Annotated in this window: 11 protein-coding genes; 7 read left to right on the top strand and 4 right to left on the bottom strand. The window is 50.2% G+C overall.

The window, feature by feature from the left end:
• Positions 1–243: 243 nt before the first annotated feature.
• From ACTRXD_RS03390 to ACTRXD_RS03380, 3 genes are all read right to left on the bottom strand, one after another.
• Positions 244–2,187 carry a sigma 54-interacting transcriptional regulator gene (locus tag ACTRXD_RS03390; protein WP_442430434.1) on the bottom strand — a complete coding sequence of 648 codons (1,944 nt, stop codon included), beginning with the start codon at positions 2,185–2,187 and terminating at the stop codon, positions 244–246.
• Positions 2,188–3,009: 822 nt separating this feature from the next.
• A complete protein-coding gene (locus ACTRXD_RS03385) occupies positions 3,010–3,501 on the bottom strand; it encodes a response regulator (protein WP_442430433.1) in 492 nt (163 codons plus the stop codon).
• A 34-nt stretch (positions 3,502–3,535) separates the two neighbouring features.
• The gene (locus tag ACTRXD_RS03380) at positions 3,536–3,997 is read right to left on the bottom strand and encodes a response regulator (RefSeq protein WP_442430432.1); all 462 of its coding nucleotides are present in this window, start codon (positions 3,995–3,997) and stop codon (positions 3,536–3,538) included.
• 783 nt (positions 3,998–4,780) lie between these two features.
• Here ACTRXD_RS03380 and ACTRXD_RS03375 point away from each other — a divergent pair.
• The 4 genes from ACTRXD_RS03375 (at position 4,781) to ACTRXD_RS03360 (ending at position 9,654) form a co-directional block, all read left to right on the top strand.
• The gene (locus ACTRXD_RS03375; RefSeq protein WP_442430431.1) at positions 4,781–5,530 is read left to right on the top strand and encodes an ATP-binding cassette domain-containing protein; all 750 of its coding nucleotides are present in this window, start codon (positions 4,781–4,783) and stop codon (positions 5,528–5,530) included.
• Between the two features lie 61 nt (positions 5,531–5,591).
• Positions 5,592–7,136: a glycine betaine ABC transporter substrate-binding protein gene (locus tag ACTRXD_RS03370; protein WP_442430430.1), complete on the top strand. Its 1,545-nt coding sequence runs from the start codon at positions 5,592–5,594 to the stop codon at positions 7,134–7,136.
• Between the two features lie 389 nt (positions 7,137–7,525).
• Positions 7,526–8,509, top strand: coding sequence for an L-histidine N(alpha)-methyltransferase (egtD, locus tag ACTRXD_RS03365; RefSeq protein ID WP_442430429.1), 984 nt, complete (start codon positions 7,526–7,528; stop codon positions 8,507–8,509).
• A 92-nt stretch (positions 8,510–8,601) separates the two neighbouring features.
• Positions 8,602–9,654: an aminotransferase class V-fold PLP-dependent enzyme gene (locus ACTRXD_RS03360; protein ID WP_442430428.1), complete on the top strand. Its 1,053-nt coding sequence runs from the start codon at positions 8,602–8,604 to the stop codon at positions 9,652–9,654.
• Between the two features lie 419 nt (positions 9,655–10,073).
• On the opposite strand, the gene ACTRXD_RS03355 is transcribed toward ACTRXD_RS03360, so the two are convergent.
• Complete coding sequence (locus tag ACTRXD_RS03355) at positions 10,074–10,205, bottom strand: hypothetical protein (RefSeq protein ID WP_442430427.1); 132 nt, start codon at positions 10,203–10,205, stop codon at positions 10,074–10,076.
• Positions 10,206–10,429: 224 nt separating this feature from the next.
• On the opposite strand from ACTRXD_RS03355, the gene ACTRXD_RS03350 reads away from it, so the two are divergent.
• Genes ACTRXD_RS03350 through mdoH form a run of 3 tightly spaced genes read left to right on the top strand, consistent with a single transcriptional unit; the run spans position 10,430 to position 14,339 of the window.
• Positions 10,430–11,971 carry a glucan biosynthesis protein G gene (locus ACTRXD_RS03350; RefSeq protein ID WP_442430426.1) on the top strand — a complete coding sequence of 514 codons (1,542 nt, stop codon included), beginning with the start codon at positions 10,430–10,432 and terminating at the stop codon, positions 11,969–11,971.
• Positions 11,971–12,219 carry a hypothetical protein gene (locus ACTRXD_RS03345; RefSeq protein ID WP_442430425.1) on the top strand — a complete coding sequence of 83 codons (249 nt, stop codon included), beginning with the start codon at positions 11,971–11,973 and terminating at the stop codon, positions 12,217–12,219. Before ACTRXD_RS03350 ends, ACTRXD_RS03345 begins: the two co-directional genes overlap by 1 nt.
• Positions 12,216–14,339, top strand: coding sequence for a glucans biosynthesis glucosyltransferase MdoH (gene mdoH / locus ACTRXD_RS03340; protein WP_442430424.1), 2,124 nt, complete (start codon positions 12,216–12,218; stop codon positions 14,337–14,339). Before ACTRXD_RS03345 ends, mdoH begins: the two co-directional genes overlap by 4 nt.
• Positions 14,340–14,399 lie beyond the last annotated feature (60 nt).

Genomic DNA, 14,399 nt, shown 5'->3' with positions numbered 1-14,399 from the left:
AGTGCGGGGAAATCGCGCAAGCACCCAGACAGGAAACTTCTAGGCCATGCTCGGCTACTAATCTGGGCGTTCCAGCCATCCAGGTGATTGCCACCGGGACCGTGGAAAGCCATGCCTTAGCCTGCCGGGGTTGGCGAATTAGAAGCAGGACCTTTCTGAAATCCCTCACCCAGATTCGCCAGGATTGATAGTGGCAATTTGCCTATGGTTGGAGGATGGGCGAACTGTCTCTCAAACAAGATTTCAAATGGAGGGCGTTTTACGCCGAGAAGATATTCCGAGGCGTGACATGCGACGATACAAGGTGAGGCGTGCGATCCCAAGCAGCTTTGCCGCAGCTGAACGGTTCCCTCCCGTCTGCTTTAATGCAGCGAGAATCTTCTCCTTATCTTCATCATAGCTTGAAGTTATGTCCTCAAAGGGTGCCACTGGAAGCCTTTCATCCTGATTAAGCACCTCTGGCGGTAAGTCTGGGGGTCGAATAATCGTCTGAGGACATCGAATGACCGCGAACTCAATGGCATGCTTGAGTTCGCGAACGTTTCCAGGCCAGGCATAAGCCATCAACAGCCGGAGCGCTTCATTACTCACGGCCTCAACAGGCCTTCCTGTGGTCGCCCGGTATTGGTTCAGAAAATGGCTGATTAACAACGGGATATCTTCCCGTCGTTCCCGTAGCGGAGGCAGTAGCACTCTTCCAACCCGAATCCGATACAACAGGTCAGCCCGGAAGCTTCCCACACTGACATCATTGGCAAGATTATGATGGGTGGCTGCAAGCACACGAACATTCACTTTCCGGAGCCGAGATTCCCCAAGACGGGTAATTTCCCATTCTTGCAGAACCCGAAGCAGACTGGTTTGGACGGTGAGCGGAATATCCCCGATTTCATCCAGAAACAAAGTTCCTCCTTCTGCGGCTTCGATCAATCCCTGCTGATCTGATACGGCGCCTGTGAAGGCCCCACGCTTATGCCCAAATAATTGGCTGGCGACCAATGATTCCGTCAACCCCGCACAATTCACCGCAATAAAAGGAAACTCATTGCGGTGGCTGGCTTGATGAATGGCACGAGCGACCAGTTCTTTGCCTGTTCCGGTCTCTCCCTCAATAAGAATGGTGGAATCCACACGGGAAAAATCCTGAATCTGCTGAAAAACCAATTGCATGGAATGACTGGTGCCAATAAGATCCTGATATTTGCCGGTCTCTCCCAATAGTTGACGAAGGGTCTGCACCTCCGAGGCATCGTACAAGAAAAACATTTTCCGTTCCGGGTCTCGTGGATCATCTCTGACATCCACATTGATCCAACGAGTGCACTCTCCACCAACCTCAGACATGCGCACTAAGACTTCCTGCCGTTCTCCAGGAGAACGATTCACCATGTCCTGTATTTGAACATGATAGGCAGGATCGCTAAACAACGCATGCCAGGACTCACCTGAATGAGGAAAATTCGCTTTTCCGCATAACTGTTGGGCCGCCTGACTCAAAAAGGTCACCTTTCCATCCCTGTCGGTCAGGGCAGTCCCGATATGCAATTGATTTAAAATAGCAATGAGATCATCGTGATTCCGCTGGATTTTCGCAATTAAGTCCTCTAATTTCTCCTCGGCTTCTTTCCGTTGTGCCACTTCCCGCGACAGCAATCGATTGGCCGTCGTCAGGTCGGATGTTCTGTCCAGCACACGCTGCTCCAGCACATCATGCGCCTCACGAAGGGCGGCTTGCGTCCGTTTCCGATCCAACTGCAGACGGACCATCTCTCCCAGTGAGTGTAATAAATTTCTCTCTTCTTGCAGAAAGGGGCCTTCAACTTCCGTCGGGCGTTCCTCCAGATATACGACCTCAATTTCACCCGTCGTTCCATCTCGGCAAATAAACTCCTCCCGCTGGGTCCATGGGGATACCACAAAATTAGGCGTCGTAATTTCCAGATGACCGAAACGAATCCGGGCGGCTGTGACTTCCGGGTATTGCCAGGATGGCGGAATCAAATCGGCAATGCGTTGAAGTAATTCCTGGGTCGATAAATCTTCGTTGTGAAACAACTGCGTGGTGGAATGAAGTGCGGTAAGTTCCTTTACGCGTTCCTGGAGATCGTGCAACGTCCGCTTTAATTCTTGATCCGAATCCTTCAATACATGACTATCGGTAGATGACAAGAACCCTTTGTCTTCCATGATGGCTTCCTATGGCACTTTAAAATAAGACACGTTCCCAAACGACCTGGCTTAGCGCTCTAGCGTTTTCGGGACACTACCGCATGGAACCATTGAATAAGGCCAATCGATCTCCTACATATCGAAGGTTCAATCAATTACATGCGGGAGACTGCTCGCCCCGCTCTCATTATCCCAACACAAAAATGCCGGCTATGTCCTGGCCATTCTCTCTCATTCACAGAAATCTTCTCACTTCACAGAATGCCTCGTCACCCGTGTTTTGATGAATTTTCTCCAAATACTCCACACCGTGAAACCTATCGTTAAACTTATTAATTCATTCTACCTGAACCGAGAGGATGGAGTGACCAGGTTTCTCCCTTTTGTTGATGTCCTTTTGCCATTGCACAGTATTATGCCTAAGTTGGATTTAGTTCCTAAGGCAACAGAGGGAGGTTTACCGAACCCTCAATTCTCTCATAATGAATATTCCCATGAAAATTAATTTCATCAGCTAAACAGGACATGCCCATATTGGGAAATGGATGACCTTTTTTTTCGGGTTGTCGTGGTTCCCTCGTCGGGCATGCCTCAGTCATATGCCCGTTTGGCAAAAATGCATTCACACTCCAATTTCAAAAGAGAATTAGGGAAAGAGAGAGGATTTTAAGAAGAGGACAAATTAGGAGCAGAATTCACGACCTAGAATGCAAAATTTTATTTTTACGGAAATTTTTCCACTAAAACGGTTATCATATGTTTCTCCTTACTCCACACAATTCCCATAGCAATGGATCAAGCACCCACCACCCCATTTTCCAGGATGAAATGGATACACCTTCAATGATGGGCCTCTTGTTTGCGATGTACGACTTCCCGAACCATCTTCAGAATCTTCCTTTGATCAAATGGCTTTGAGAGGACGGCCAATGCCCCTGCATGTGTCGCTCTCATTCGCACAGAATCTGTAAGGTTTCCTGTAACCATCACAGCAGGAGGACAACTAATCGCCGCACTCGAAATGCCTTCAAGGAATTCGCATCCATCCATATGTGGCATCTGGAAATCTGTGATGATGAAATTAATCGTTTTTTCCTGAATTAATTTGAGAGCAGCAATTCCATCCTCTGCCTCTATGCAACGATAGCCCTCTCGCTCTAGGGCCATGTGGAGTATCATGCGACAATCAACACTGTCGTCGACAACCAGAATAGAAACAGGAGGTAAAGATTCAAAATGCTTCCCATCCAATTTTTCCTTCGATTTCACACGACTATATGGATTTTCCAGAGAATGGTTCTGGGAATCGGGAACCCACCATACAGGAATCATGTCAATTCCTCCCTAAATTGGCCTTCCTGCGCCCCTACCCAAACAACCGCACACATTTATTTCGGAGTTCCATGTGATCGATGGGTTTCATAATAAAATCCATCGCTCCATTTTCAAGGGCTTTTATCAGCAGCTTCTTGTTTGAAGGGCTTGAGATGACCATAACCGGCGGGACAGGCATTCTTCCGCAAAACTGAGACACAACCGCTAAGCCCGTCAGGGAACTCGATTCACAGTCCCACAATACGCCATCGACGAAAGCATTTTTCAGTTGATCCAATCCCTGAAGGGAAGAGGGAAGACGTTGAAGCGTAAACCCTAAATCCCAAAGGTTCTCCGTCAACCCAGTCCATGTCTTAAGATCGACACCCAAAACTACAATGCGCTTACCACTGTCCGGAAGGTCAGGCTCATGCTCCGGATGCCACCCATTACAGTCTTTTGTCTCTAATTCGATACTAGCCACACCACGCCCGGTCAAGCTATTCACATTCATTGAATGATGCTTTCTGGCCAGCAGCCTTTCTCAACCCACACCCCGCACAAAGTATGGAAAGATTCAATGCCGAGCCCTTCCGGTGCGACTACTCAATACACCTTTCCCTGATCGATTCATGAGAATAACGGGATCCACAATATCGCCACACTGCAGACAACGAGCGGACATAAATTCTATTTCATTTTCAACGAGATCAAAAACTGACTCCCTTTTCATGAGTCCCCCACATCGACAACATGCATCAGGTTCTCGGCTAGAAGTCGGGCAGCCCTCAAGATGAGAATTTCCATTTATGTGTGGATGCATTCGAATCTCCTAGGAAAGTAAAAGCACACCGATAAAAATTCCATCATTATGCTTATGAGAGAGCATTCAGAATTTCTTGCAGCCCGATTTTTTCTCTTTTTCTCACCAAGTGGTGCAACCACTATGCCCATCTTAAACATTCCAAGATCTCAGAAATTTCTCCATACATTTCAGCACTTCATTCCAAAGCCAGAAGATCAAGTCACCATGATAAAAAAACCGAGCGTTGGCGCACAGGCAAGCATGAGCGAAATAACCCACTTGCTACATTTTTTCACGTTTCTCTCCAAATTTATAGAAGGTTTTCCTAAGCCAGCATGGCATCTGGCGTTGATAACGAGGCTAGTCTCTCCGGTTGAACCCTGTTATCCTGCCCACAGGTCACAGGAAATTCTCCAGACGTTCATCATGAACGATGACGCATCACCACACCATTTGGATTCTCTTATCCCCGGCCCTAAGGAACTTACCCACATGAACCCGTGGGCACTGGAAATCCAACAGGTCAGCAAACAATTCCCGGATGGCACCTATGCCCTTCAAAACATTGAATGGAGTGTGAAAGAGGGGGAAACCATGGCGCTGATTGGTGAGAGCGGATCAGGGAAAACCACCTTTTTGCGTCTTCTGAATCGGCTGATAGAACCAACGACCGGTGCCGTCGTCATTCAAGGCGAGCCCGCCTCTGGACAGGATCCCATTCAACTTCGTCGACGCCTCGGATATGTCCCACAAGATGGCGGCCTTTTCCCTCACTGGACCATCAAGCAAAATGTCTGCCTCGTACCTCACTTATTAGGATGGACATTGGAACAGCAACTCGAACGAGTCGACATGCTCTTAAATCTGGTGAACCTGAATCCCTCCCAAATTGCCGAACGGTACCCCATTGAACTCTCAGGGGGACAGCGGCAACGAGTGGCCGTGGCACGTGCCCTGGCAGCCGATCCGCCCATCGTCCTGCTCGACGAACCATTTGGCGCGTTAGATCCGCTCACCCGCCATGACCTGCAGGACCAATTTCTCTCCCTTCAAGCCCGATTGCAAAAAACCATGGTCCTCGTGACCCATGACATGTCAGAAGCCTTCCGGCTAGGCGACCGGATTACCATCCTCAAAGAAGGATGCATTCAGCAAGTCGGGACTCCACACGAAATTCTCCATGCTCCGACCACCCCCTATGTTCATTTGCTCGTTCAGCACTATCACGCTCATCGAGGTTAGCAGGAAGGAGATGAGAACCGATCGGATCAGACAACGCACACGGAGGGTCTCTAGAGGAATCATGGTCGGTCTTCTTGGACTGCTCTATGCTCTTTCCCTGCCGGTTTGGGCCTCTGACACCATTGTGGTGGGATCCAAGAATTTTATGGAAAGCCGGCTCCTGGCGGAAATGTTCGCTCAACTCATTGAAGCCCGTACGGAATTAACCGTCATGCGTCGACTGGGACTCGCCGGCACTCAAGTCTGCTTTGAGGCTTTAAAAACGGGAGGGATTGATCTTTATCCAGAATACACAGGAACAGGGCTCGTCACCATTCTGGGTGAACCGCCGATGCACGATCGAGTATCGGTTTTGAACCGCGTTCGCACGGAGTTTCTTCACCGATGGGATATTTGGTGGCTGGCCCCGCTCGGATTTGAGAATTCTTATGCGCTAGCCCTTCGCCGTGATCGAGCACAAACCTTAGGACTCCGAACGATTTCTGATCTTGTGCGTGTCGCCCCTCACATGAAAGCCGGATTTGGGTATGAATTTATCCAGCGAGAAGATGGATTGGCGGGGTTAAAAAAATCCTACGGGTTACAGTTTCAGGAAGTGATCGGCATGCAACAAACCCTAAAATATCAAGCCACAGATACGGGAAAGGTTGACCTCCTGGATGTCTACACCACAGATGGACGCTTAGCTGTGTATGATTTTGTCGTCCTGAAAGATGATCGTCAGTTCTTCCCGCCGTATGAGGCAGCGGCACTCGTTCGAGGAGAAACTCTCAAACGCCATCCGGAATTGGGACGGGTCATCAGTTTGCTCACCAATGCCATAGACCCGACACGCATGCGTGAATTAAATCTCCGGATTCAGGAACAGGGAGAACCGGTTCCCCAAGTAGCGCATAGCGCCTTACGGGCACTCGATCTTGTGGCCGACAATCACGCCCAACCAGCCGCCACCACGGAATCTTCCGATTCCATTTTGTCCTACATGTGGACCAAACGTTCCAATCTGGCCTTGCGCACTGGAGAACACCTTGGGCTTTCCGGACTAGGGTTGTTCCTGGGCATACTGGTCGCCATTCCATTGGGGCTGGCTCTCGAACGATGGCGAAGGGGAGCGGAGGCGATCATCCGAATAATCGGCATGTTGCAAACGATTCCATCCATCGCACTTCTGGCCTTTATGATTCCCATATTTGGCGTGGGAGCGCTCCCCGCCATCATGGCCCTATGGATGTACTCGTTATTCCCTATTCTTCGAAATACCTATTCGGGGTTGCGAGACGCAGCTCCAAATGTTGTGGAAACCGGGCGAGCCCTTGGCATGACGGAATGGCAAATTCTCCGCACGATTCGCTTCCCACTCGCCGCGCCGACCATCATGGCGGGCATTCGCACCTCTGCCATCTGGACAGTCGGGACTGCCACGCTGGCCGCCTTTATCGGATCTGGAGGTTTGGGCGTCCCCATCGTGGCAGGGCTCCAGCTTGCGGACGTCAATTTGATATTATCCGGCGCCCTACCCGCCACCGTATTGGCTTTGTCAGTTGATGGCCTCTTGGGTCGAGTGGAACAATGGGCCCGGCCACGAGGCCTGGAACCGGCTCGATAACCTTACCGGATTGCCATTTGAGATATGCCAAGGCACGCCAACCCAAGTGACATTTTGACGGACAAAAGATCCCTTTCTCATCTGATTTCGTCAATGCTTTTGTCTTGCCCGCAACTCTCTCTGCCGCTATAGTGGGAAGATTGATACCATTTCAATGCATTCGCCATCATCCACAGCCCCCTTTATAATTTTGCGTATTGAAGGCAGATCAGGGAACTTATTGAACGAAGACGTTCTCTCATTCAGCATCACACGGGAAAACCATAGGCCAAAGAATGTTCATTTTCTGAACATTTTCTTTCCGTCTTATTCCAACCATGACGTCATCTGCGCTGACGTCTGAGGGAGAGGTGAGAATATTGTTCACGATAAACCCCCGAGGAGGGCTCATGTCATCGCAAACAGATCCATCAATAACCATTGATCTTCCCTTAACCAGAGAAGATCCGGACTTAGTCAAAACCCAAATCACCCGCGGTCTGCAAGCAAGCCCCAAAACCCTCCCTTCGAAACTCTTTTATGACGAACAGGGATCCACCCTGTTCGAACAAATATGCGAATTGCCGGAATATTATCAAACAAGGACCGAGCATCAGCTGCTCACCAATTGCGCCGACGAAATTGTGGCTCTCAGTGGAGCTGAAGAACTTGTGGAATTAGGGTCCGGCGCAGCCACAAAAACACGGGTACTCCTCGATGCCATGGCCAAAGTTGACCAACTGCGCTATTTCGTCCCGTTTGATGTCGATGAAGCCATTGTCCGACGAGTCTCCGAAGAACTGGTCCGCGAGTACCCCAGCCTCCACATACATGGCGTGGTAGGAGATTTTCTTTTCCATTTGGAGCATATTCCGGAAGGCGGCAAACGCCTGGTGGTCATCCTTGGAGGAACCATTGGCAACCTTCCTGCTTTTGCCGCTCAAGAGTTTCTCTCCTCCGTGAACTCAGAAATGGCATCCGGAGATTATTTCTTATTGGGAGTCCAGCTCATCACGGAACGAAGTCGCCTGGAAGCCGCATATAATGACAAGCAGGGCATTACAGCAAAGTTTAACAAAAATATTATTCGGGTTCTTGGTCATCATTTCGGATCTCAGACTGATCCGGATTCGTTCGACCATATCGCCAGATACAATAATGATGAACATCGCATTGAAATGTGGCTCCGGTCACGAGAAGATCAAATGCTGGACATTCAGGACTTAGGATTACAAGTCCATCTCAAACAAGGGGAGGAAATCCGCACTGAAATCAGCACGAAATATGACCGCCCCTTGGCGGAAGCACTTCTCGCGGCTTCGGGTTTTGCCTTGGTCAAATGGTACTCGGACCCTGACAGCCTGATTGGCCTCGCGCTCGCCAAAAAACCCTAAACCGGATGGTTCGAGAGAGGCACGACCCTTTCCACCAGGATTCAGACCCGAACTAACCGCACAACCTTACGGTACTGCGCCAACCTACTCCCATGATTTATCTCAACCCGGCTGGACTCGCTCCGTTCCATCCTGACGTGCAGCAAGTAATTTCCCGGACCCTCGACACGTTCAGTCACTTGTTATATGCGGAAGCCGGCATTCAGTATTACCGGGACACGCTTCAGGAATGCCGACGGACCATTGCGGATTGGTTGGGGTTGAACGATGAGCAACGGTTCGCCTTTACGCCCAATACCACAACTGCGTGCAGCCTGGTCCTTTCTCGGATCAATTGGAAACCTGGAAATGTCCTTCTGACCACCACTCATGAAAATTCCACGATTCTCAATGAAATCGACAAACTCAGTAACCGTGGAGTCCGCGTTATTACACTCGACCCGGATGTCCCCGGCGGCTTCCTTCCCGCGCTTGAACGCATTCTCAATGAACAACCCATTCAGGCTATCGTCATCAGTCACGTCTCTCATTTTGATGGGCGCATCTTTCCCATCACCGCAATCCAGGACCTGGCCCAGTCACACCACACGCGACTCATCGTAGACGGGGCGCAAGCCGTCGGACATATTCCGGTTTCTTTTCAGGAAATTTCTCCCTATGCGTATTTTTTCCCTGGCCATAAATGGTGCACAGGCCCAATGGGAACCGGTGCGCTGATTGTCGGGATAGACGGTCACCAGGAAACGCAACCCTATTGGGCCGGATACGAATTGGGCACCCAGAATATTGGCTTGATCGCCGGATTTGCCAAAGCCTGCCATCTCAAGGCTCAACAAGATCCACACAACCACATCCTTGAACAGGTGCGAGAAGAATGGAAAGTTTGCCTCAGACACCATCCTGGCATTCGAATAATTGAATGGGACGGGGCGCAGGCTCCCGGTATCTTATCGTTTGCCTGCCTTGACGAATACACGGAACAGGCCATGCACAACCTTTCCTCCACTCATTCCATTGCATGGAAAACTCTCACCCATCCCTCCTATCCCTCAAGCCTTTCAATCCGTATCTCCTGGACCACGGACACACCAAGTATCGACATCCGCTCGACCCTTGAGTTGTTTTCCCCATTCTCAAACGAGTGAGGCCCCCTACACATCCTAGAACACCTTCGGGGTATTTTAGGATTAACAACTTCGGAGAATTTCTTAAAGGCACGATGACTTGAGACAAAGACGCAATTGCCTATCCATTGGGCCTCGCAATGAACGCTATAACTTAGTTAGAGCCATCCTTTGTCCGGGCGGCAACACGCTCAAAGCGTGACAGCGACACGTTTTACCGGAGAGAAGAAACTGATTCAGTTGGGTTTATTTACCGGGAAGAGTACGATGGAATGGTAAACGGGCTCTTCTTTCAATGGGGATGTCAATCGATAACTTTCCAGAATTTGGTGAATCGATGGCCAAAAACTATTGAAAAACAACGGAGAGCCGGATAGATACCCAATAAAAATGTGCTATAATCGGCCCCAAAATGTCCTTGAGTACGAACATATTCTCACTTAGTCAGCTAAGCGGCGAATTGCCTCAAGGTATTGCTCAAACTTTTCATGACCATATTTTTGCGTGCGACCATCACCAATGGCTTCCCTGTCCACAAAGTCCAATGATAGAAAGCGATCAAGGTCTCTCATTTCTGGATTGTCCTACGATAAATTCCTCCCATTCCCTCAGTTTTTCATACCCCCATATAGTACAATTCACGATGGAACCCAGATCAAGCAGGGGGGCCATCTCCCTCTTAGCCAACGCGGAATAATCTTCCCCATTGAGCATTCCTTCTTAGGTTTTTTCCTCAGTGGGATATTTTATATGGGTAGTTTCAGTTTCATAATCTTTATAAACGGGAGCGTCAGTGATGAGAATCTTGTTAGCTGGAATGGTCGCGATGTTCTTGATGTTCCCCCTGCATGTAGCAGCGGGCTTCACATTCGATCAGGTGGTTCAGAAAGCGAAAAACTTAGCGGATAAACCCTATGAGGCACCTCAACTTGTCCCAAAAATCATGCGGGAAATTTCCTATGAGGCGTACAAAGGGATCCGTTTTAATCCTGACCACAGTCTGTGGAGAGAGAGCCAATCGAATTTTCAAGTCATGTTTCTTACTCCGGGGTTGCATTACACCCACCCGGTAACCCTCAACGTCATCGACGCCGAAGGTCCACGCCCGCTGGTTTTTAAGAAAAGCGACTTTGTGTTTGCCGACCCCGAAATCGAAAAACGGGTGCCGGCCGATGTCGGGTTTGCCGGATTCAAGCTGACCTTTCCCTTGAAAAACAAAAATGAGCAAAATCAGTTTTTGGTCTTCGCAGGGGCGAGTTACTTTCGGGGCGTCGGAAAGGAAAACGTGTTCGGATTAGCAGGACGAGGTCTGGCCATTGATACAGGACTTCCCAGCGGAGAGGTATTTCCTTCATTCACGGAATTCTGGTTGGTACGCCCGTCTCCAGATGCCAAAGAGATGGTGATTTATGGGTTACTGGACAGCATCAGTCTCACTGGAGCGTATCAATTTACCATTATTCCCGGCAGCCAGACGAAGATGAAGGTACGCACCAAGCTCTTCCCCAGAAAACCTATTCAGTTATTGGGTATTGCCCCGCTGACCAGCATGTTTTTTTATGGAGAGAATACCCCACGACCGGTTGGGGAATGGCGCCGGGAAGTCCATGATTCGGACGGATTGCAGATTCATGATGGCCTCACCCGTGAGTGGTTGTGGCGCCCTCTGATGAATCCTGCCAACCTGGAAATGGATTTTTTCAGCACGGACAATGTCCAAGGATTCGGTTTACTGCAACGCGAGGACAAGTTTTCTGGCTATGAAGATCTAGGTGCACATTATGAACAACGTCCAAGCGCCTGGATCGAACCACAAGGTGACTGGGGACAGGGAAAAGTGGTGCTCGTCCAACTGCCTACTCCCAATGAAACGCATGACAACATCGTCGCGTTTTGGACACCCGTAGCGCCCGTGACCCGTGAGACCCCTTTAGAAATGTCCTATGATGTGAGCTTTGGGAAGGCCACTCTCTCACAAAATCCGTTAGGAACCGTGGTCAATACCTTTATCGGGGACGGCAATCGTATCGGGGGAGGAAATGTTCCACAGGCGTATCGTATCATTATCGATTTTGCAGGTGGCCCACTGAGTAAAATGCCGCCTGATGCTCCCATCAGCGGCCAGGTCACGGTGTTAGACAATAGCGACATACTGGAGCATTTTGTGGAATATCATGAACAGATACAAGGATGGCGATTGTCCATCCTGGCCAAACCTCAAGACAAAAAGCCGCTTCATTTGCGGGCATTTCTCAAAACAGATTCGGCCACGTTAACCGAAACCTGGACGTACCGCCTGCCAATGAATAACCACATTCTGGCACAAGAAAAAGAATAATGGCCCGATCGATTGCCGAACATACTCTCTCACGAGCCTGTGATTACCTGTCGGCGATGGGAGTAGAATTAACCCGCGAGGTCACGCTGCGGGCTCTCACCCTGGTTGAGGCCGGACTGGCTTCAAAGGAGGAAGATCCACTGCAATTTGTGATGACAAGAATCCATGACCACTTTGCCCTGCAGAATCCTCCTCTCCCAACCACCGCCCCACCGATCACACGCGGCAGCATGAGTTTTAAACCATGAAAATTCGTGAAGCCACAATCGCCGATGCCCGGCATTCGCTGGCCACCCCCAGACGAATAAGCTGGAGAATTGCCGCAGGACTCCGGCGTGCCCTGCTGACCATATTAGTCCTCATTCAATCATTAGTGGCCGCTTCGTATATGACGGCCATCCTTCCCTATCATGGAGGGAATTTCCTGGAGATGGCGATTATTACCCTGTTTTTTGTGCTATTCGTCTGGATTTCCGTTGGATTTTGGATTGGCATGTTCGGCTTTGTCCTCCGGTGTTTCGGTGGGGATCGATTTTCCCCACTGGGACGCCATACCGCTGCAGAGTTAAGCACTCAACCTCTAGCACGGACAGCCGTGGTCATGCCGATCTACCACGAACCCATTCAGCGGACGTTCGGCGGGATCCGCGCAATGTATCGCTCCTTAGAACAGACCGGACAGATTGACCATTTTGATTTTTTCATTCTTTCCGACAGCCGCAATCCGGATGTGTGGTTGGCTGAACAAGCCGCCTGGCATCGGTTATGTACCGAATTGGGAGCGGGCGGACATCTGTTTTATCGTCGCCGGTCTCTGAACCAACATTATAAAAGTGGCAATATTGCCGACTTTCTTCGCCGCTGGGGTTCCGGCTATGAGTATATGATCGTCCTTGATGCAGATAGTCTCATGGGTGGATCCACCCTGGTCACGATGGTGCAACTCATGCAGGCTGAACCTCAAACAGGCATCCTGCAAACCAGCCCCACCTTGATCAATGCCCGTTCAATGTTTGCACGGGTCCAGCAATTCGCCAATCATATCTACGGCCCACTGTTTACGACAGGCCTTGCCTCCCTGCAGCTTGGGGAAGCAGTCTACTGGGGCCATAACGCCATTCTTCGTACCCAAGCGTTTATGGAACATGCCGGCCTGAAGCGGCTTCCAGGACCAGGCCTTTTTCATGGCCCTATTCTCAGTCACGATTTTGTGGAAGCGTCATTTATGGGACGGGGCGGGTATGAAGTCTGGCTGGAACCGGAACTCTCTCACAGTTATGAAGAATCCCCTCCCACCCTTGTGGATGACCTGCAACGCGATAAACGATGGGCCAAAGGAAATTTACAGCACATCTGGCTCATGCTGTTTGAACCTGGGCTACGGCCTGCGCATCGCATGGCCTTTTTGAACGGGATTATGTCCTACCTGGCCTCCCCGTTGTGGTTGATCTTTTTGGTGTTAACCACGATTGAAGCCGCACGTCTGGTCCTATATCCCATCAATTACTTTCCGGAACCTCATAGTCTGTTTCCCCATTGGCCCGAATGGAATCCGGAATGGGCCATTATTCTGGCCAGCAGCACCTTGTTTCTGCTGTTTCTGCCGAAATTTCTATCCGTAATCGATGTCATCCGATGTCGACGGGGCAGACAGCATGGTGGCATCATTCGACTGTTGATCAGTGTCTTCCTGGAAATAGTGGTATCCACTCTCCTAGCGCCCATTCGCATGTTGGCCCATAGCCGTTTTGTGTTGGAAGCGCTGCTCAACACCTCGTTACGTTGGGCCGGCCAGAATCGGACAGATGAAACCGGTTGGTCAGCCGCCATTTTAAATCAAGCCCCGGGGACGCTGATTGCCGGAGCCTGGGCCGCATTCGCTTTCTGGCTTGATCAGATGTTTTTTTTCTGGTCCCTTCCGGTCGCAGGACCACTCGTATTTGCCGCACCCACCTCCGTCTTTCTCAGTCGGGTAGGACCAGGCGACCGACTGAAGCGCTGGGGATTTTTGCAAGTTCCTGAGGAAAGTCATGGCTCACCATTGCTGGATGATGTCTATGCCAGGACCTATCCTCAACTAGAAACCTACACTGAACGATCTTCTCCCGCCATACAGGCTATCCTGGATCCGGTGCTAAACCAGGTTCATCAAGCCATGGCTCATGCGCATCGAGGTGGCAAAAAACAGGAAATGATCCTCGCACTCCGCAAACGATGCTTTCAACAGGGTCCACACTCCCTCACGCAAAAAGAGCTCTGTCACCTGGTACGCGACCGGGCCAGTTTGCAATGGCTGCATGAGCAGGCCTGGCAGGCTCCACCTGATTCCTATTGGGGCAAAGCCCTTCAGCATCATTTTCAACACTGAACGGATCTGACCCAGACCTAACCATCTCTGGCTATCCATCACCGTGGCTTTTGCCCGTTT

The sequence above is a fragment of the Nitrospira sp. T9 genome (assembly GCF_052156535.1).
In the GTDB taxonomy this organism is placed as follows: domain Bacteria; phylum Nitrospirota; class Nitrospiria; order Nitrospirales; family UBA8639; genus Nitrospira_E.
Note: the sequence above shows the minus strand (reverse complement) of the source record. Positions and strands in the feature narration are given on the sequence as shown.

What these genes read in the sequence shown, in the direction of transcription:
- ACTRXD_RS03370 (WP_442430430.1), top strand. Translation starts at nt 5,592, where the DNA reads ATGGTCGGTCTTCTTGGACTGCTCTATGCTCTTTCCCTGCCGGTTTGG.
- ACTRXD_RS03355 (WP_442430427.1), bottom strand. Translation starts at nt 10,205, where the DNA reads ATGAGAGACCTTGATCGCTTTCTATCATTGGACTTTGTGGACAGGGAA.
- ACTRXD_RS03385 (WP_442430433.1), bottom strand. Translation starts at nt 3,501, where the DNA reads ATGATTCCTGTATGGTGGGTTCCCGATTCCCAGAACCATTCTCTGGAA.
- ACTRXD_RS03375 (WP_442430431.1), top strand. Translation starts at nt 4,781, where the DNA reads ATGAACCCGTGGGCACTGGAAATCCAACAGGTCAGCAAACAATTCCCG.
- ACTRXD_RS03380 (WP_442430432.1), bottom strand. Translation starts at nt 3,997, where the DNA reads ATGAATGTGAATAGCTTGACCGGGCGTGGTGTGGCTAGTATCGAATTA.
- mdoH (WP_442430424.1), top strand. Translation starts at nt 12,216, where the DNA reads ATGAAAATTCGTGAAGCCACAATCGCCGATGCCCGGCATTCGCTGGCC.
- egtD (WP_442430429.1), top strand. Translation starts at nt 7,526, where the DNA reads ATGTCATCGCAAACAGATCCATCAATAACCATTGATCTTCCCTTAACC.
- ACTRXD_RS03360 (WP_442430428.1), top strand. Translation starts at nt 8,602, where the DNA reads ATGATTTATCTCAACCCGGCTGGACTCGCTCCGTTCCATCCTGACGTG.
- ACTRXD_RS03350 (WP_442430426.1), top strand. Translation starts at nt 10,430, where the DNA reads ATGAGAATCTTGTTAGCTGGAATGGTCGCGATGTTCTTGATGTTCCCC.
- ACTRXD_RS03345 (WP_442430425.1), top strand. Translation starts at nt 11,971, where the DNA reads ATGGCCCGATCGATTGCCGAACATACTCTCTCACGAGCCTGTGATTAC.
- ACTRXD_RS03390 (WP_442430434.1), bottom strand. Translation starts at nt 2,187, where the DNA reads ATGGAAGACAAAGGGTTCTTGTCATCTACCGATAGTCATGTATTGAAG.